This is a genomic window from Paenibacillus sp. FSL R5-0519 (assembly GCF_037974275.1).
GTDB lineage: Bacteria > Bacillota > Bacilli > Paenibacillales > Paenibacillaceae > Paenibacillus.
Window position 1 is genome coordinate 2,289,431 of the sequence record NZ_CP150234.1, and the last position, 17,593, is coordinate 2,307,023.

A 17,593-nucleotide genomic window follows, 5' to 3' on the forward strand; every position below is an offset into this window, starting at 1 on the left:
TAAAAAGAGTGTCCAAGATAATTTTCCTTCCTATGTTACATAAGCTTGAAAAGCAAGCAAGATAGAGGAGGATTGAGTTAAGCATGTCCGATGATCGAAAAAGGGTCAATATTAAAGCTTTTCTGGAAGGTAGATCTTTTAGAGCGGGCTCTCCGTTTATTCCCATAACCACTAAAGAACTGGAGCAATTTGAGTCCATACTGCGTTCTCTCGCTGTGACTATTCCAGCTGCACTCGGCCAGCCGACTTCAGCCAATATACTAGCATTACAGAATGGATTACGCCCGTTACTTACATTTGTAAATGAATCCGGATTTCGTGCCGGGGTAAAAGCAGAATTACAAGCAGTACTGGAATTAACGATTGCAGGCTCAGAGGTTATTCCTGTTCCTTTAATTAATCTCGCAGGTAACTTGCAACATTTACTAGATGATTTATTGAGTGTGACGTTACTTCTTGAAGTGCCACCTGTAGAAAAAGATAAATTCGTGGGGTTAATCCGTTCGATATCGTTATCCTTAAGTCGGGCGACGACAACTCTTGGAAACGGAGGAGCTACCGGACCAACTGGCCCACAGGGAGTTCCAGGAGTACCAGGTGTACCAGGTGTTCCCGGGGTGAAAGGTGCTACTGGACCGGCAGGAGGAATTGGACCAATCGGCCCAGTAGGCCCAATAGGTCCAGTAGGCCCAGTAGGCCCACAGGGATCACAAGGTCCGGCAGGGGCACCTGGTGTAGGTTTAAACAATATTACCGGATATGATCCAGCACTTGGACCGACTTATGCTCAAGGTCAGGTAGTAAGTTATGAGGGGAATCTTTATGTTGCTAATGTAAACGGTCCGTTGGGTATACCCGGGAGTTCCCCGGATTACACTCTTTTGTTGGCGGGAGGAACGACCGGAGCTACAGGAGCAACCGGAGCTGGTTTAACGGGTGCATTAACATTTGATCCAGCGCTTGCTCCGGGTTATCCAGCCGGTCAGATAATTACGTATAACGGGAGTACGTACATTACAAGTGTTGCTAGTCCTTTAGGAACACCTGGAACTTCGTCAGATTATACATTAATTGCGGCTGCGGGGAACACCGGTGCAACTGGTGTAGGCCTAACTGGAATAACTTCTTTTGATCCGGCTCAATCCCCGACATATCCAACCGGTCAGGTTGTTACGTACAACGGGAGTACTTATATTACGAATGTTGCAAGTCCTGGAGGAGTACCAGGAAGCTCACCGGATTACAGGTTGCTTGCGGCTGCGGGAGACACGGGTGTAGGAACGACAGGAGCAACCGGGGCCACAGGCGTAGGTTTAAGTGATATCGTGCCATTCGATCCGGCATTAGCACCAACCTATCCCGCTGAACAGATCATCATATTTGGGGGAAGTACTTATATTACCAATGTGGCATCACCAACAGGTACACCCGGCAGTTCACCAGATTATACACTGCTAGCAGGATCTGGAGTTACAGGTTCGACTGGAGCTACGGGCATAGGCCTTGATGGTGCAGTTACGTTTGACCCTGCAGTAGCTCCAACGTATCCAACCGGTCAGGTTCTTACCTTTAATGGCAGTACGTATATAACAAATGTTGCTTCTCCTACGGGAACTCCAGGGACTTCGCTAGACTATACATTGCTTGCAGGAGCAGGACCTACAGGAGCCACAGGTGCATCAGGTGTAACGGGAGCAACCGGGGCAGGACTAACAGGCATTTTGCCATTCGATCGTACCGTGGCTACAACATATTCAGTTGGCCAGGTTGTAACGTTTAACGGGAGTACGTATATCGCGAATGTGGCATCACCAACGGGAACGCCGGGGCCTTCAGCAGATTACACATTGCTTGCTGGCGCAGGAGCGACGGGAGTCACAGGAGCAACCGGGGCAGGGGCAACGGGAAGTACTGGAGCTACTGGCGTCGGAATGAGTGGAATTGTACCGTTTGACCCAACAGTAGCTCCGACCTATCCAGCGGGTCAAGTTGTAACGTTTAACGGTAGTACGTATATTACGAATGTAGCTCTGCCAACGGGAACACCGGGCACATCGCCGGATTACACATTACTTGCAGGCGCGGGCGCAACGGGTGTCACTGGTGCTACAGGTATCGGTCTGAATGGTGTTGTTCCATTTGACCCAGCAGTAGCGCCAACGTATCCAGTCGATCAAGTTGTAACGTTTAACGGCAGTACGTATATTACGAATGTGGCATCACCAACGGGAACGCCGGGGACTTCATCGGATTTTACGTTGCTTGCGGGCGCAGGAATAACTGGCGTTGGAGTTACAGGAGCTACAGGAATCTCTGGTGTAACAGGAGCGACAGGCGTAGGTTTGAGTGGCCTCGTGCCATTTGATCCAGCCTTAGCCCCAACGTATCCAGCCGGCCAAGTTGTAACGTTTAATGGCAGTACGTATATTACGAATGTAGCTTCACCAACGGGAACGCCGGGGACTTCACCGGATTATACATTGCTTGTTGGCGCAGGAGCAACGGGAGTTACTGGGGCCACAGGAATTGGATTAGATGGTGTTGTGCCATTCGATCCGGCGGTAGCGCCAACGTATCCAGCCGGTCAGATTGTAACGTTTAATGGAAGTACGTATATCGCGAATGTGGCATCACCAACAGGAACGCCGGGCACATCGCTGGATTATACACTGCTTGCAGGTGCAGGATCTACGGGGCCCACTGGAACAGCAGGTGCAACGGGAGCGACAGGTGTAGGTTTAAGTGGCCTCGTGCCATTTGATCCAGCCGTAGCCCCAACGTATCCAGCCGGCCAAGTTGTAACGTTTAATGGCAGTACGTATATATCCAATCTTGCATCTCCAACGGGCACACCGGGTACATCACCGGATTACACATTAATTGCGGGTGCGGGAGCAACAGGTGTGACAGGTGCAACGGGAGCTGGAGTGACGGGAAATACCGGAGCAACGGGTGTTACGGGTGCAGGACTCACGGGAGTGGTGCCGTTTGATCCAGCAGTTGCGCCGACGTATCCAGTCGGTCAGGTCGTAACGTTTAATGGAAGTACGTATATCGCGAATGTGGCATCACCAACGGGAACGCCAGGGACTTCACCGGATTTTACGTTGCTTGCGGGCGCAGGGGCAACGGGTGTTACGGGAGCCACAGGAGTTGGCGTAACCGGCAGTACTGGAGACACAGGGGCATCCGGTGCAACCGGCGAAACGGGAGCGACGGGAACGGCAGGGCTAACCGGAGTCACTGGTGAAACAGGAGCAACAGGTATAACGGGAGCCACGGGAGTCGGCATAACAGGAAGTACCGGAGCAACGGGTGCAACTGGTGAAACAGGAGTAAGTGGAGTAACTGGTCTTGCAGGGGCGACCGGAACGACTGGGGTTACAGGAGTTACAGGTACAACGGGTGCAACTGGGGGAACAGGAGTTACAGGGATAACTGGAGCAACAGGAGTCGGCATAACAGGAAGCACGGGACCAACGGGTGCAACTGGGGGAACAGGAGCTACAGGGATAACCGGAGCAACAGGAGTCGGCGTAACGGGAAGTACGGGACCAACGGGTGCAACTGGGGGAACAGGAGTTACAGGGATAACTGGAGCAACAGGAGTCGGCATAACAGGAAGTACGGGAGTAACGGGTGTCACTGGTGAAACAGGAGCGACAGGGATAACCGGAGCCACAGGAGTTGGTATAACGGGAAGCACTGGGCCAACGGGTGTCACTGGTGAAACAGGAGCGACAGGGATAACCGGAGCCACAGGAGTTGGTATAACGGGAAGCACTGGGCCAACGGGTGCAACTGGTGAAACAGGAGCAACAGGGATAACCGGGGCCACAGGAGTCGGCATAACAGGAAGTACCGGGTCAACGGGTGCGACAGGTATAACCGGAGCCACGGGAGTCGGCATAACAGGAAGTACCGGACCAACGGGTGCGACTGGTGAAACAGGAGCTACCGGTGCAACCGGAACATCTGTAACATCTAACTCTGCTTTTGCTGAGAATACTAATGGTACGATTGTTGTAATATTGGGAGGTACACTCGTTCCATTGCCGAATAACCAAAATATCGGCACAGGTATAACCGTCAATGGGACAAATGACACCTTCACACTTGCCAATGCAGGTCGTTACTACATCTCATACAAAATAAATCTGACAGCTGCGCTTGCTATTCAATCTCGGGTTTTGCTTAATGGTACAGCTATTCCAGCGAGTGTAGTATCTCCAGCACTTTCTCTCAGTCAGCTTCAGTCTGATTTTATGGTTACCGTTACGGCTGGTTCAACAATACAGTTACAATTATTCGGGCTTATTGGCACAGCTATTCTTTCTCCTCCAGGATCTACACTAAATATTATTCAGTTAAGTTAATCGTCTGATAACGTCTTAAGATGAATCACTAGTGGGCAAAAGCAGAGGGACTCATACGGGATTGGTGCATCAGAATCCAGAGAAACCCAAATCGTTTTTATAACTCGGGTTTCTCTTTCTTTCCAGATAGTGGTCAATCAAACAACAGGTATTTGGGGCAACCGAAAGTGCACGGCCAGAAGTATCACTCACCATTATCATATTTAACTTGAAAATTGAAATGAATACTGAATTTAATTCGCGACAAAAAAAGGCGGAACCATGATGGTCCCGTCTTTTCTTTTACATTTATAATACGTATGATTATTCCAGCACGATTTCAACAGCAGTATTGATCTCAGGCAGCGCAGCAAGCTGCACAAGCACGTCTTTTGGCACAGCTTTATCTACGGTCAGAATCATGATGGCTGCACCACCAATAATTTTACGTCCAACCTGCATGGATGCGATGTTGACATCGTTTTGTCCAAGCAGTGTTCCTACACGACCGATAATACCAGGCTTATCGTTATGTGAGATCAAGATTTGATGACTTTCCGGAGCGATATCTACCGGGAATTTGTCCAGACGAACGATACGTTCTCCATAACCTGCAAGCAATGTACCTGCTACACGGCGTTCCTCAGCATCCTGAGTTGTAACCAATGTTACAGTAATCAGGTTAGTGAATCCTTTGGTTGCAGAGGTTTGGCTTACAACCACATTCAGATCACGGATTTTGGCCAAATGCATGGAGTTGACGATGTTGGCTTCCCCACCCAAATGTCTGGCGAGAATACCCTTCACAATGTAACGCGTAAGAGGAGATGTATCTACTTCAGAAAGTTCGCCAGCATAGTCGATTCGGATCTCCTGCACTGCATTTTGTGTAATCTGTGCTGCAAAACTTCCCAATGTTTCACCCAATTTGAAATAAGGCTGCAATTTGTTCATTACGGTTGGTGCAACAGCCGGCATGTTAACTGCGTTCTTGAAAGGTTCATTGCGCAGAATGTGAAGAACCTGTTCAGAAACGTCAATTGCTACGTTTTCTTGGGCCTCAACAGTGGATGCACCAAGGTGAGGTGTAACGATGATGCTAGGGTGATTCAGGAATGGATGGTCTGGAGCAGGTGGTTCACTTTCAAATACATCAAATGCCGCTCCGGCAACAATGCCTTCGTCAATGGCTTCCACAAGTGCCATCTCGTCAACTACACCACCACGAGCACAGTTGATGATTCTCATGCCTTTTTTCATAACTTCGAATTGTGGACGTGAAATCATGTGCCGTGTTTCCGGTGTTAATGGCGTATGAACGGTCATGAAGTCCGCATTACGAATGATATCATCTACACTAGCCAGCTTCACTTGCAGCTTCTCGGCACGCTCCTCCGTCAGGAACGGGTCGTAAGCAAGGATGTCCATTCCGAATGCTTTGGCGCGTTTGGCAACTTCACTACCGATTCGTCCCATACCCAGTACACCCAGCGTTTTATTTCTTAATTCCACACCCAGGAAGGTTTTACGATCCCACGTACCCTGAATAGTCTTGGCGTATGCCTGAGGAATGTGTCGTGCCAATGCCATCATCATGGCAAACGTATGCTCACAGGTTGTGATGGTATTGCCATCAGGTGCATTAATAACGATGATCCCGCGCTGTGTAGCAGCTTCCAGATCAATGTTATCTACACCAACACCTGCACGTCCAATCACTTTAAGGTTGGTACCCGCCGTCATAATACGATCTGTCACACGAGTCTGGCTACGAACCAAGAGGGCATCATAATCACCAATAATGGCAACAAGTTCATCTTCACTAAGACCGGTTTTCTTCTCAACAACAACATCATTTGCATCCACCAGTTGCTGGATACCGAGATCACTGATTGGGTCCGACACTAACACTTTGTACATGGTTTCTTCCTCCTTAGGTATGTGTATCTATATCGTCAAGGTTTGACCTCAGGGAAGAGGTATTCCTTAAAACCAGGTTGATTCTTCCGCCCAACAACGCGGTGTCGCAGCAGAGGGGGAAGGTGAAGCAAATAGAGTGATTCCACAGATATCCTTTAAAATAAATCAAAAAACTCTCAATCCACATACTGCTTGCGCAATAAGGGACGAGAGTTGTCGTGGTACCACCCTAATTCACCGCCGTTTCGCAACGACAGTCTTAGCGGTCAATGAAGACCGAAGAGGATAACGGGTCTAAACCGATTGCACCTACTCCAATTTCAATGCAATAACTCAGGAGCGCTCAAGACCATTTGCCTGCCACCGATTCACACCAACCATCGGCTCTCTGTAAGACGAAGCAACGTCTTTTTTCCATCATCGTGTTTAACGTGACTAATTTTTTCATAATGTATCATGGCTGACATGAGCATGTCAATAGGCTTAAATGTTTTAAATTGTTTTGCAGATGGCTTTCGCTTCGAACCTATACCAAGACATCATAAGCAATGCAATCCTTATTCTATCTACTACAAGAAGATGGAATGTAAGCTGTTTGGTGAACCGGATTTTACTGCTTTAATGAAGTAATGTCACTGACGCAAAACCAGGACTTGGGGCAGGCCTTGAACCTATTTGGTTTTTTGGCTATGATTTAGTATACTATCCGATTGGACAACGTAATTGTTATCCATCAAATTTAACTCAAGAGGACAGACGCATCCGATGAAAAAATTCAAGTTTCCCAAGTTCAAGATTCAGAAGGCTGAGCCACAGCAGCTCACCGAGCGTTTGCTTTTAATCAATCTATACTTTACTCAAGGTCTGACACTGATTATCGGAGTTGTGTGGATCTTATTGCAAAAACGAAACTTGTTAGATGTACTCGCATGGCCTGACAATTACCAATTTGTATGGTGGGGTCTTGGTCTTGCTGGCATCATGCTTGTTATGGACTTGGTACTGTCGTATGTTATACCTCAGGAAAGCATGGATGACGGTGGAATTAACGAGATGTTGTTCCGTGGACGTCCGATCTGGCACATTGTATGTATAGCAGCCATTGTTGCTGTGTGTGAGGAATTATTATTCCGTGGAGCCATTCAACATGCCATCGGTCCTTACTGGACAAGTATTTTATTTGCAGTTATCCACATTCGTTATTTGCGCCACTGGATTCCAACAGGCTGGGTGTTTGTCTCAAGTTATGGATTGGGTTGGATTTACCTGCAATCCGGCACATTATGGGCGCCGATATTATGTCACTTTATTATTGATTTGGTGTCCGGATTAGCGATACGTTTTCGGAGGGGATCATGAATCAGCCATTAAGTAGAATGAAGACATATGGCAGTCAGCGCCATCGTCAATCGGATAAAAAAGAGACTTCCGAGCGAGAGGTGGCTTCTCAAGTAAGCATCGTTGCTGAAACAGCAGCAGCTGCTGAGGTTGGCGGAATTACACCAATTACTTCCGTTACTTTACCTAGATCACAGCGCAAGCCTTATACAGAAAAGTTGGAAAGTCCAGTACTTCCTCAAAGGGCACCATCACGCTCCAAAAAAACGCCAAAAGCAACAGAAGAATCGATCCCCGAAGCGGGTTCGCTTCCTACACGGACTGAATTACATCCTTCACGTCGCTTAAAATTGAGCAAGAGGTTTGTCAATTCACTCATTTTTATTTTTGTCATGCTAACGATTAGTCTGGTTTGGTGGGGAGTAAAAGGGGCTCCCGCTCTGAATACGTTCCTTCCCTTGCCGTGGTAATGTTATTACTCGCAGGATTAGTCATTTTGATTGGAATTTTGCTACTCTTTCATATGTGGCGTCAAGCCCATGTTCATCAATTGATTGAAGAAGAGGTCGAAGTTCCTCATCTGCCAACATCCTTTGATGGGGCCATGATTTTGTATGTATCCGACACTCATAAGCGCAAGCTAAAGCAGAAGGATCTGGCAAACTTTAAAAACAAGGTGGACTGGGTTCTGATTGGTGGGGATGTTGCGGAAAGAGGAATCTCGTGGTCTCTAGTAAGACATAATATGAAACTCTTATCGAACATTGCTCCTTCTTTTACCGTGTATGGCAACCATGACAAGCGGGCTGGTACCTCTCAACTTGCTCGTATTCTTCAGCAATCGGGCGTTCAGCTCTTGCAGGATAATGTGGAATATCTGCAAAGGGGCAACGACAGATTAAGCCTGATCGGTATAGATTATCGTTCCAGACAAGGCGATGAATTGTTACAGCAGGTCGGCGACAGTTTTTGCAAAATTGCGATTGTTCATGATCCTTTGCAGGCCCTTCGCTTGGAGCAAAATGCAGATCTTATTTTAAGTGGTCATACACATGGTGGGCAATTAGTATTACCATTTTTTGGACCCGTTTTCCTTAGTAAAGCGTATCGTCCCATATCAAATGGGTGGTACTCCCTGAAGCGCAATCCGGAGGACGTTCATCAAGAAGGTAAAATGCTGGTCAGCAGAGGATACGGTACGAATCATCTTCCTCTTCGACTAGGTTGTCCTGCGGAGATGCATATCATCACATTAAGAGCGCCCGCGGAAATAGCACTTACAGAGAAACAGCCTTGATCCATTGGATCAAGGCTGTTTAACTTTACACATACGAGAAATAAGGATTTAACGAGCTTCCAATTCGATTGCACGCGGATCGACAAATGCGTAGCCTTTCTTTTCGAGCTTGGTCAGCAACTCATCCAATGCTTCAACCGTCCATGGCAATTCATGCATCAAAATATTACTTCCTGGATTTAACTGGTCCATTACATTTTGAATGACTTTTTCCGGTTTGTCTTTGGTGCTTTTATCCCAATCAAGGGAACCATTAGACCATGTCATATATAACATGCCATTTTTCTTCACAGCAGCTTTCAGTGCATCATTACCCGATCCAAAAGGTGGGCGGAAGAATTGCGGTTCTTCACCAATGGTATCCTTCACTATTTTTTGGACATCTGTAACCTGCTTTGCCGCTTCAGCATTAGACATTTTTTTGAGATCCTCATGATCCCAGGCATGATTGCCTACAATCTGACCCCGTTCGTGGATAAGTTTGAGCAATTCCGGATGACTTTTCACCCGATATCCATTGACGAAAAATATCGCTTTGGCGTTGTGTTTATCAAGAGTGTCGATTAGTGAAGTAATCATTTTTTCTTCTTTGGGTCCATCATCAAACGTTAACAAGACCACTTTGCTTTGGCTTGTATCATCGTTCGGTTTAATATAATAATTTTCATTCATATGATAGGTCTTTTCCATTTTCTCTTCTGTAGAAACCTTCCCCGAAGATTCGGTTTCTTCTTCAGTCACAGTTGTATCATTCGCTGAGAGTTCAGGGGCACTGGTTCCGGGTTCTCCTGTTTCAGCTGGGTTAGAATTACTTTGTTCTTCTTGAATCGTGGTGGATTCGCCTACTGATGTGGAATTTTCTGATGTTTTTTCTTCGGCTACCCCACAGGCTGACAGCAACAAACTTGCAGCAATAATCAGGGAGGCTGTATGTCTGAACATGATTTCAACTCGCTTTCCTGTATTTATACGGAATGAGATTGCTCACTACCGCAAACACTAAATATGATTTTAACACTTGAAGGAGGTTGGTGTAATGAAGACGTCATCCTTTTTTTGGGGCATTGTGATTGGTGTTGCAGCCAGTTCATGGCTGTCCAAAGGCAAATTGCCCATGATGTCATTGGGTTCATCACGAAACATGATGGATCAGGCAAAACATAAGATGATGGAGATGACTTTCCCGGGTATGGATGGGTTCACAAGCAAGCAAAATCAACATGGTGAATCACACAAAAATCCAGTGGCAAAGAGCGCAAGAGCAATCACACCGCAGGAAAAAGAAGCGAATATGAGTATGCTCAAAGATTTTATTCGCACTAATCCAGACGTGAAGCATGAAGTTGAGCAAATTTTAAGCCAAACAAACACAACAGTACCGGGTTTATAAACCAAAACCTCCAATTAGAATCATCCACAGTCTTGATTGGCTGTGGAATGATTCTTTTTTTGTCGATTTTACTTCGTGCATTTAGAGGTATAAAATGATAACATAACTACATAGATTTATTTTCAGCACATATTGTTTTGTGCTTCATAATCTGTTATAAGACTTGCTTATAAAGGGGAGATCCTGTATGAAAATAGAACGACTAAGTCACGATAAGATACGGATTTTCCTGACCTTTGACGATCTGAGCGAGCGCGGAATACAAAAAGAAGATATGTGGCAGGAAATACCTAAGGTTCATGAACTGTTCACTGAAATGATGGATCAGGCCTATTCCGAACTTGGATTTGATGCCACGGGTCCACTCGCTGTCGAAGTATTCGCACTTCCCGCTCAAGGGATGGTTGTCATTGTCACACGTGGAAAATATGATCCGCAACAATATGGTTCAGGTCATGAAGATGATCTTCCTGAAGAAGTATATGAAATGGAAGTTACGCTCGAGCAAAGCGATTCCATCGTTTATGCGTTCAAGGACTTTGAAGTGCTCATTGAAGCTGCACATATGTTGCGTCAGCATGTTACGGATGCTGGGAGACTTTATTCTTATAAAGACAAGTGGTTCTTGCATTTGGAGCCAGATGAGGTTGATTCCACTAAACATGCGGCATTGATTGCCTTGCTTGCTGAATTTGGTGAAGGCTCCTCAGTGACTCCTGCTGTTATGGAAGAGTATGGTAAGGTAGTTATTCCTGCACAAGCGATTGATGTTATCTGCACCCACTTCAAACGCCAGGATTAATCTCTAGTTGCAACCGCGTCTTTAGTCAGAGGAGGGAATTTCGGTGCTTTTGTTTTCGGTCTTAGCGGCAGCAGTTGCTCCGGGTCTCGCCTTGTTAACATACTTTTACCTGAAAGACCGTTATGATTATGAGCCACTTCATATGGTATTGCGAGTGTTCCTTATGGGAATTCTCATGGTATTGCCTGTGATGATCATTCAGCGTGGCATGATGATGTGGCTCGGAGATAATCCTTATGTTGAGTCCATTCTGATCTCAGGTGGCGTGGAAGAATTCATCAAATGGTTCGTGCTTTATCATATCATCTACAATCACACCGAATTTGATGAACCGTATGATGGGATCTTATATGCAGTTGCTGTCTCGCTTGGATTTGCCACAGTTGAGAATGTGTTGTATGCCTTTGCGGGGAATGCATCCGTCTCAGCTATGTTTCTCCGGGCGTTGCTCCCTGTATCAGGGCACGCTATGTTTGCGGTAATCATGGGTTATTACATGGGCAAGGCCAAGTTTATCGGTGGCAAGAAAAAGCGGTGGTACCTGGTTCTTTCCCTTGTGTTACCTTTTTTCTGGCATGCGTTATACGATGTCATCATGAACACCATGGTGAATTATTGGTTATGGTTTATAGCGCCGCTAATGGCGGGCCTGTGGTATGGGGCAATGGGTAAAATCACACGTGCCAATAACCGTTCTCCTTTTCGTTTTGTGAAGCGGGAGGAAGAGGTTAAATTATAAAAATACGGACACACTGGTGGACATAAAGCGCATATTGCGCCTATGGCTCCGGTGTGTTTTTATTTTTGCGAAATATACTCCGGGGAATGACCAACAGAAACGGAGATTAACTGTGATGAGAATTAAAATTAAAATCAGATGCAAACAATGTGGTGAACGTTTTACATTACGTGGCAAGAAGGAACGGGGCCGGATTGAGACGGGATTCAAGCAGTGCCTCTGTGATAACAGAGACCAGTTCGAAATTGAAGAAGAGGGCATGGCAACTGGGGTTCAGTTGAATTAAAAGCAGGACCCAAACGGTACTTCAGCAGCCTGCTTGTGTAAGGACTGGAAATCGCATGCATAAGAGGTCTTTCTTCGATCCACAATAGAGGTAGTGGTTTAGAAGAAAGGAGACTCTACCGATGTATAAACGTTTAAGTTCAGTTATGTTTCCGATATTTGCGGTTCTGCTGGTCGGTGCCCTCGTGTGGGGCTATCAGGAGAATCAGGAGAAAAATGCGATTCTGATCAAGGCAGAGAACCAATATCAGCGTGCCTTTCACGATTTATCTTTTCATATGGATAAATTGCATTCGGAGATTGGCAACACCTTGGCGGTTCACTCCACATCACAGGGGATGCACCGCAAAGGTTTGATGAATGTATGGCGACTCACCAGTGAAGCACAGAATGAGATTAACCAGCTGCCACTCACGATGCTGCCATTTAACGAGACAGAGGAATTCCTCTCGCGCATTTCCAACTTTGCCTATCGGGCGTCGATGCGTGACTTGACGAACGAGCCGCTCAGTGAGAAGGAAATGGGCAACTTGAAAAAGCTGTATCAGAATTCATCCGAAATTACCAAGAATCTGCAGGAAGTACAGCAGAAAGTGCTGACGGACCGTTTGCGCTGGATGGACGCGGAGACTGCCATGGCAACACAAGAGCAATCCATGGACAACACGATCGTTGACGGTTTTCGTACTGTGAATAAAAAGGTGCAGGAATACCCGGAGCTTGATTGGGGTCCTTCCGTATCCAATATCTATGCCAAACGAACAGTCAAGAAACTGGACGGCATGCCGGTGACCAAAGAACAGATTCAGAGCAAGGCTGCAAAATTCTCTGATGCGGACAGCAGCAAAATTAAAGTGCAGGAAAACGGTAAAGGAACGGACTGGGAATCGTATACTGCGACGGTCGATCATGCCAACAATGGCAAACTGATGATGGATTTCACCCGTAATGGGGGGATGCTTATCTCTTATAGTGATACACGTCCGATTGGAACCAAAAAAGTATCTCGTCAGGATGCCATGGCAAAAGCAGATCAATTTCTAACGAATAAAGGCTACAAAGATATGAAAGCCGTCAATTACGATGAATTTGGTAATTTGGGTAACCTTACTTACGTGCGTAAGCAAGGGGACACCTTGATCTATCCTGAGAAAATGTCAGTTCGTGTAGGACTGGATACAGGAGAAGTAACCGGATTTCAGGCGAGTGACTTTGTCTATGAACATAATGACAAGCGCAAAATTCCGAAAGCAACACTTACGGAGCAACAGGCACGTCAAAAGCTCAACTCAGACTTTGAAGAAAATTATGTACGAAAATCTCTGATTGAGAATGATTACAGCAAAGAAGTATTGTGTTATGAATTCGGAGGGAAAATTAACGGTTCTCGTTACCGGATATACATTAATGCGAATACAGGAATAGAAGAAGCGGTTGAAGAGATCAAACCGGTCAATGCAACCTCATAAAAAGATGGATAATCTCAATTTTAAGTTGAGCGAATAATTGCGGCAGACCACGATGTGGTCTGTTTTTTTCTTGTTCAATGTGAGAAAGGTCATGGTATAATAGTCCTTGTACATACGAAGATAAATACATAAAGTGGCGGTGAACAGCTTGTTTCCTAAAATAAATGAAATTTTATTCATCCAGATTGCTTCTGCAGATGAAAAAGAGGAACACAAAGAGTACAAATCACGCATTGCAGATATGGATGACAGCAGTTTTCTGATTGAGGTCCCAATGCAACAAGGAAGCAGCCGTCTGAAAAGGCTTTTTTTCGGAGAGGAACTGTCTATTTCATACATTACGGAAGATGGAGTCAGACATTATTTTAATACCTTTGTCACAGGGTTTGAAGAAGATGTAATTCGTCTTGTTCGTATACGCAAACCGCTTGCGAGCGATATATCCAAAATACAAAGGCGTAGCTTTCTTCGTGTTCATGCAAATCTCGAATTGGCCATCCAGAGTGAAGATCTGACCCGTGCCGTCGGATTGACTGAAGATATTGGTGGCGGTGGATTGTCCATCTACGGCGAAACAGGGTTTTCAATAGCTGAAGGTCAAAAATTGAAATGCTGGTTGCTTGTTCCATACCGGAATTCAATCATTGAACATGTGAATTTTGAAGCTGAAGTTGTGCGGATCAAAACCCTGGAAACCGGCAGACAGCTATGCATGCTGAAATTTGTGCAGATCTCAGATTCGGACCGCCAGAAAATTATCAAGTTTTGTTTCGAACGGCAACTGGACTATCGCACGAAATAGGAATGTTGTGGCATAAATAGAGGGAACTGCGGGCACTGTAATGTAAAAAACGGAGGGATTGTCTTGAATCATCGTCATGCAACCCGCAGATATGAACGACTTTATTATGTTTTCTCCAGACGAATGGAACGAAGGGTTATGATTCTGATTACAGGCCTTTTGATCCTGCTTGTGGTGTATCAATTACTGCTGTTGGTACCAGGATTCAAAAAGAATTTGACCACGATTGACCGTCTGGAAGGAACGCCAGTTCAATTGCAAACGGTGAATGAGTACGGACAGCGCTGATTTGTCTGTTTTTGCATCCATGTGTAGAGTGTGGTATAATTTTCACGATGCAGGCAATGCCTGTTTTTTTATTGAGGTTTATCGTTTGAGGAGGAATGCCCCGTTGGCAAGCCAGAACACATCAGAGAACGGGAAAATGAACGTTGCAATTGACGGACCTGCCGGTGCCGGGAAAAGCACGGTGGCCCGATTGGTTGCAGAGGCGCTCGCGTATGTATACGTCGATACAGGCGCAATGTACCGTGCGGTAACCTTGCACATGCTTCGGAAAGATATTGCGCCAGAAGAAGTGACACAGGTACTTCAGGAAGCCCAAAAGCTGGTCATTGATTTACAACCGGATCCCGACGGACAGAAAGTGTTCTGTAATGGGGAAGAAGTAACCTCGGAAATCCGCTCCCGTGAAGTGACGGGAATCGTGTCCCGATATGCGCAAATCGAGGGGCTGCGTACGCAATTAGTGGATACTCAGCGGCAAATGGCTTTGCGCAAGGGCGTCGTTATGGATGGACGCGATATCGGAACGACAGTATTGCCCGATGCGGAAGTGAAAATCTTTATGACTGCCAGTGTGGAAGAGCGTGCGCTTCGCCGCTTCAAAGAACTGGACCCCTCTGAAGGACTGACGTTGCAACAGCTGGAGCGAGACATTGCCACCCGTGACAGATTGGATGAGAATCGGGAAATTTCCCCACTGCGTTGTGCTGAGGATGCTATCGTCCTGGATACAACAAAGATGAACATTCATGAAGTGGTTGACAAAATCGTATCTTATTGCACAATGGTCAGAGGAGAGATCGGTCTATGATTTACACATTTTGCAGCACATTACTGCGGATCATTTACACCATTCTTTTCCGCTTGGAGGCCGTTGGACGGGAGAATATTCCGGAAGAAGGCGGCGTACTTTTATGTTCCAATCATATTAGTAATTTCGATCCTCCAACTGTTGGTATCAAAATTCGCCGTCAGGTGCGTTTCATGGCCAAAAGCGAATTGTTTGAAGTTCCGGTACTCGGCCGAATTATCAAAGCCGTGGGCGCTTTCCCCGTTAAACGTGGAGGTGTCAGCAAGGAATCCATCAAAACCTCACTCAATATTTTGCGTGATGGTCAAGTGCTTGGGATCTTCCCCTCGGGAAGCCGTCACAATGATGGAGGTATCGGCAAAAAAGGAGCAGCGAGTTTTGCTCTCCGTAGTGGCGCTACAGTTATTCCTACTGCTATTATCGGTAACTACAAAGTTTTTCGTAAGATGAAAGTTGTATATGGAGCACCAGTAAGTTTGGACGAGTTCAAGGAAGACTCTTCCGGAGAAGCTCTGGAGAAGGCGACTGAAAAGATTATGTCCAAGATTAACGAAATGGTGCAAACGGGCGTGCCAAGCAAGTAATGGCTTCGTCGGTAGCTGAGTGCATGTTTCCATATTTTTGAGGGAGACTAAAGCTTGAGTACTCAGTGATGAAAGTGTTTTGAACTCTGCTATAGGCAGGTTTGAATATAATGGGGTTTTTGAATTGAGGAGGGTATTTGACATGTCGGAAGAAATGAAAAATCAAGAAGCAACCCAAGATGAGTTGGATCAATTCGTTTCCTTGAAAAAAGGAGATACCGTAAAAGGAACCATCGTCAAATTGGAAGATAACCAAGCCTATGTGAGCATTGGATATAAATATGACGGTGTCATTCCAATTCGTGAACTGTCTTCATTACATGTGGACAGCGCGTCTGATGCAGTAGAAGTTGGACAAGAAGTTGAAGCTAAAGTTCTTAGCATCGACGACGAGAAAGAAAAACTCGTTCTGTCCAAACGTGCAATCGACAGCGAAAACGCTTGGGATCAATTGCAAAAGCATTTTGAAGACCAAGACGTATTCGAAGTTGTTGTAGGTGATGTTGTTAAAGGTGGTCTGGTAGCAGACGTGGGCGTGCGTGGATTTATCCCGGCATCCATGGTTGAACGCCATTTCGTTGAAGACTTCAGCGACTACAAAGGACGCACACTGCGTGTTAAAGTGAAAGAGATCGACCGTGAGAACAACAAAGTGATCCTTTCCCAAAAAGACGTACTGGAGCAAGAATTCGAAGCAAACAAAGCAACGGTTATGGCTGGTTTGCAAGAAGGTCAAGTGATCGAAGGTACAGTACAACGTTTGACCCAATTCGGCGCATTTGTTGATGTGGGCGGAGTTGACGGTTTGGTTCACGTATCCGAGCTGGCTTGGACACACGTTGACAAACCATCCGACGTTCTGTCTGAAGGCGATAAAGTTAGTGTGAAAGTGCTGAAAGTTGACCCTGAAAAAGGAAAAATCAGCCTGAGCATGAAAGCAGTTCAACCAGGTCCTTGGGAAACTGCAAGCGAGAAATTCAATTCCAGCGATATCGTAACAGGTGTTGTAAAACGTCTGGTCGACTTCGGTGCATTTGTTGAAATCGCTCCTGGTGTTGAGGGACTTGTGCATATTTCACAAATCTCCCACAAACACATCGGCACTCCTCATGAAGTGCTGAAAGAAGGACAAGAAGTTCAAGTTAAAATCTTGGACATGAACCCTTCTGAGCAACGTGTAAGCTTGAGCATCAAAGAAACTGAAGAAGCTCCTGCTCAACCACAAAAATCAGAGCGTCCAGCAAGAAACAACGCTCCACGTGAAGAAATCAACAATCCAAACGTTTCCTTGAACAATCAAGGTATGAGCACTACGCTCGGCGAACTGTTTGGTGACAAACTCAGCAAATTCAAATAAGTTAACAATGCATGGTTCTAAGTTATATACTGCATATTTTGCTGAATAATAAAAGCAAGATCGGCGAGCCCCAGGCGGGTTCGCCGATTGTTTTTATTGCAAGTAATTTGGCATGAAACGTTAGCCAAGACTTATCTTTTTTGCTATGATGATTATCGT

Annotated in this window: 16 protein-coding genes and 1 other annotated feature; of the genes, 14 read left to right on the forward strand and 2 right to left on the reverse strand. The window is 45.9% G+C overall.

Annotation, left to right across the window (positions count from 1 at the left end):
- Window positions 1-83: 83 nt before the first annotated feature.
- Window positions 84-4,376, forward strand: coding sequence for a collagen-like repeat preface domain-containing protein (locus MKY73_RS10475; RefSeq protein WP_339307283.1), 4,293 nt, complete (start codon window positions 84-86; stop codon window positions 4,374-4,376).
- A gap of 303 nt (window positions 4,377-4,679) precedes the next feature.
- Here MKY73_RS10475 and serA read toward each other — a convergent pair whose 3' ends face one another.
- Window positions 4,680-6,275, reverse strand: a complete 1,596-nt coding sequence (serA, locus tag MKY73_RS10480) for a phosphoglycerate dehydrogenase (protein WP_339307284.1) — start codon at window positions 6,273-6,275, stop codon at window positions 4,680-4,682.
- A gap of 199 nt (window positions 6,276-6,474) precedes the next feature.
- Window positions 6,475-6,705, reverse strand: a binding site (T-box leader).
- Window positions 6,706-7,040: 335 nt separating this feature from the next.
- On the opposite strand from serA, the gene MKY73_RS10485 reads away from it, so the two are divergent.
- From MKY73_RS10485 to MKY73_RS10495, 3 genes are read left to right on the forward strand one after another with little or no spacing between them, the layout of a single operon-like run.
- Window positions 7,041-7,634, forward strand: a complete 594-nt coding sequence (locus MKY73_RS10485; protein WP_339235264.1) for a type II CAAX endopeptidase family protein — start codon at window positions 7,041-7,043, stop codon at window positions 7,632-7,634.
- Entirely contained in the window at window positions 7,631-8,083 is a 453-nt protein-coding gene (locus MKY73_RS10490; RefSeq protein ID WP_339307286.1) for a hypothetical protein, read from the forward strand. The genes MKY73_RS10485 and MKY73_RS10490 overlap by 4 nt, the downstream gene beginning before the upstream one ends.
- A 26-nt stretch (window positions 8,084-8,109) precedes the next feature.
- Window positions 8,110-8,910: a metallophosphoesterase gene (locus MKY73_RS10495; RefSeq protein ID WP_339307288.1), complete on the forward strand. Its 801-nt coding sequence runs from the start codon at window positions 8,110-8,112 to the stop codon at window positions 8,908-8,910.
- A gap of 48 nt (window positions 8,911-8,958) precedes the next feature.
- On the opposite strand, the gene MKY73_RS10500 is transcribed toward MKY73_RS10495, so the two are convergent.
- Window positions 8,959-9,852: a polysaccharide deacetylase family protein gene (locus tag MKY73_RS10500; RefSeq protein WP_339307290.1), complete on the reverse strand. Its 894-nt coding sequence runs from the start codon at window positions 9,850-9,852 to the stop codon at window positions 8,959-8,961.
- 94 nt (window positions 9,853-9,946) lie between these two features.
- Here MKY73_RS10500 and MKY73_RS10505 point away from each other — a divergent pair, with 94 nt between their 5' ends.
- The 10 genes from MKY73_RS10505 (at window position 9,947) to rpsA (ending at window position 17,434) form a co-directional block, all read left to right on the forward strand.
- The gene (locus MKY73_RS10505) at window positions 9,947-10,300 is read left to right on the forward strand and encodes a hypothetical protein (RefSeq protein ID WP_339307292.1); all 354 of its coding nucleotides are present in this window, start codon (window positions 9,947-9,949) and stop codon (window positions 10,298-10,300) included.
- A 187-nt stretch (window positions 10,301-10,487) separates the two neighbouring features.
- The gene (locus tag MKY73_RS10510; protein WP_076209900.1) at window positions 10,488-11,102 is read left to right on the forward strand and encodes a genetic competence negative regulator; all 615 of its coding nucleotides are present in this window, start codon (window positions 10,488-10,490) and stop codon (window positions 11,100-11,102) included.
- A 43-nt stretch (window positions 11,103-11,145) separates the two neighbouring features.
- Window positions 11,146-11,841, forward strand: coding sequence for a glutamic-type intramembrane protease PrsW (gene prsW / locus MKY73_RS10515; protein ID WP_339235254.1), 696 nt, complete (start codon window positions 11,146-11,148; stop codon window positions 11,839-11,841).
- Window positions 11,842-11,956: 115 nt separating this feature from the next.
- Window positions 11,957-12,127 carry a hypothetical protein gene (locus MKY73_RS10520; RefSeq protein ID WP_167350887.1) on the forward strand — a complete coding sequence of 57 codons (171 nt, stop codon included), beginning with the start codon at window positions 11,957-11,959 and terminating at the stop codon, window positions 12,125-12,127.
- 121 nt (window positions 12,128-12,248) lie between these two features.
- Window positions 12,249-13,595, forward strand: a complete 1,347-nt coding sequence (ypeB, locus tag MKY73_RS10525; RefSeq protein ID WP_339307294.1) for a germination protein YpeB — start codon at window positions 12,249-12,251, stop codon at window positions 13,593-13,595.
- A 148-nt stretch (window positions 13,596-13,743) separates the two neighbouring features.
- Window positions 13,744-14,397: a flagellar brake domain-containing protein gene (locus MKY73_RS10530; RefSeq protein WP_339307296.1), complete on the forward strand. Its 654-nt coding sequence runs from the start codon at window positions 13,744-13,746 to the stop codon at window positions 14,395-14,397.
- Between the two features lie 63 nt (window positions 14,398-14,460).
- Window positions 14,461-14,685, forward strand: coding sequence for a hypothetical protein (locus MKY73_RS10535; protein WP_339307300.1), 225 nt, complete (start codon window positions 14,461-14,463; stop codon window positions 14,683-14,685).
- Window positions 14,686-14,788: 103 nt separating this feature from the next.
- Window positions 14,789-15,493, forward strand: a complete 705-nt coding sequence (cmk, locus tag MKY73_RS10540; protein ID WP_339235246.1) for a (d)CMP kinase — start codon at window positions 14,789-14,791, stop codon at window positions 15,491-15,493.
- On the forward strand, window positions 15,490-16,077 hold the full coding sequence (locus tag MKY73_RS10545; RefSeq protein WP_339307302.1) for a lysophospholipid acyltransferase family protein: 588 nt from the start codon (window positions 15,490-15,492) through the stop codon (window positions 16,075-16,077). The genes cmk and MKY73_RS10545 overlap by 4 nt, the downstream gene beginning before the upstream one ends.
- Before the next feature lie 142 nt (window positions 16,078-16,219).
- Window positions 16,220-17,434 (forward strand): 30S ribosomal protein S1, encoded by a 1,215-nt coding sequence (gene rpsA / locus MKY73_RS10550; RefSeq protein ID WP_339307304.1) that lies wholly within the window; start codon window positions 16,220-16,222, stop codon window positions 17,432-17,434.
- Window positions 17,435-17,593: the final 159 nt, after the last annotated feature.

Coding starts and splice junctions, on each gene's coding strand:
- MKY73_RS10505 (WP_339307292.1), top strand. CDS start 9,947: ATGAAGACGTCATCCTTTTTTTGGGGCATTGTGATTGGTGTTGCAGCC.
- MKY73_RS10500 (WP_339307290.1), bottom strand. CDS start 9,852: ATGTTCAGACATACAGCCTCCCTGATTATTGCTGCAAGTTTGTTGCTG.
- MKY73_RS10545 (WP_339307302.1), top strand. CDS start 15,490: ATGATTTACACATTTTGCAGCACATTACTGCGGATCATTTACACCATT.
- ypeB (WP_339307294.1), top strand. CDS start 12,249: ATGTATAAACGTTTAAGTTCAGTTATGTTTCCGATATTTGCGGTTCTG.
- MKY73_RS10490 (WP_339307286.1), top strand. CDS start 7,631: ATGAATCAGCCATTAAGTAGAATGAAGACATATGGCAGTCAGCGCCAT.
- MKY73_RS10485 (WP_339235264.1), top strand. CDS start 7,041: ATGAAAAAATTCAAGTTTCCCAAGTTCAAGATTCAGAAGGCTGAGCCA.
- MKY73_RS10475 (WP_339307283.1), top strand. CDS start 84: ATGTCCGATGATCGAAAAAGGGTCAATATTAAAGCTTTTCTGGAAGGT.
- MKY73_RS10510 (WP_076209900.1), top strand. CDS start 10,488: ATGAAAATAGAACGACTAAGTCACGATAAGATACGGATTTTCCTGACC.
- rpsA (WP_339307304.1), top strand. CDS start 16,220: ATGTCGGAAGAAATGAAAAATCAAGAAGCAACCCAAGATGAGTTGGAT.
- serA (WP_339307284.1), bottom strand. CDS start 6,275: ATGTACAAAGTGTTAGTGTCGGACCCAATCAGTGATCTCGGTATCCAG.
- MKY73_RS10520 (WP_167350887.1), top strand. CDS start 11,957: ATGAGAATTAAAATTAAAATCAGATGCAAACAATGTGGTGAACGTTTT.